Source organism: Microcoleus sp. T2B6 (assembly GCF_036700475.1).
Taxonomy (GTDB): Bacteria; Cyanobacteriota; Cyanobacteriia; order Cyanobacteriales; family Microcoleaceae; genus Microcoleus.
This window is the reverse complement of record NZ_JAUBOZ010000251.1, coordinates 1-1,037: the sequence shown is the minus strand read 5'-3', so window position 1 is coordinate 1,037 and position 1,037 is coordinate 1. Positions and strand designations below refer to the sequence as shown.

The window sequence follows — 1,037 nt, the reverse complement described above, 5'->3', positions numbered from 1 at the left end:
GGGTGCATCTCACTTTGGCAAATGTGTCAAAAAAGAGATAAAATGAAAAAGCTAGTAAAATCGTTAAATAAAGATGAGGAAAATAAAATGACACCATCAGACCAACAACAGCTAAAAGCCCACTTAAAAGCGGTAGCAGAAATTTTTTACAGAAATACAGATCCAACCGAGTTAAAAAGTTTTGAAAGTATAGAAAAATCAGTCCGTCAGAAAATGTTATCAGAAGTTGGTCCAGAAATAGGTAACTTTTTTTTTCAGCAGTATCAGGAATTAAAACAGGAAAGCCCCGAAAAATAAAATCAATAATCGGCTCGCTCGACCTTACAGATAATCAGGCAAAATATTTTGGCTTAAAAGCTTACAGTCAATTTAGTCCACTCATGGAAAATTGCTGTCTTTTAATCAGTGCCAATGAATCTTATCAAATGGCAGAAAAAGATTTGGAAAAATTTACGGGAATCAAAATTTCTCACAGTACATTACAAAGATTAGTCAAAAGACAAGAATTTGAATTGCCTACATCTCAACAAGGAGTCAAAGAAATTACATTAGATGGCGGTAAAGTCAGACTACGCAACGAAACCAAGGGCGAGAGCTGTTACTGGAAAGACTATAAAGCCGTGTGTTTAGATAACGTTTATTCGGGAGCATTTTTTCAAAACAATCAAGATTTAATTGATTGGACTAATAGCCAAAAATTACTACATCCTATGTATTGCCTAGGGGATGGTCATGCCGGGATTTGGAACATATTTAAAGAAATTGGAGACAATGAACAAAGACAAGAAATCTTAGATTGGTATCATCTAAAAGAAAATCTCTACAAGGTAGGGGGTTCAATAAAACGATTGAAATCAGCAGAAACTATGTTGTGGAAAGGCAAAGTTGATGAAGTTATAAAATTATTTAAAAACTTTAAAGGTCAAGCATTTAAAACGTTTTGCAATTATTTAGAAACTCATCGCTGCCGAATAGTTAATTACCAATACTACAAAGAAGAATCCATAAGTTCGATTGGTTCGGGAACAATTGAATCA

The 1,037-nt window shown here is 33.8% G+C and carries 1 pseudogene; it reads left to right on the top strand.

What is annotated here, in order from left to right:
* Nucleotides 1-87: 87 nt before the first annotated feature.
* Nucleotides 88-1,037: pseudogene (locus tag QUA00_RS36720) on the top strand (ISKra4 family transposase); the annotation flags it as partial.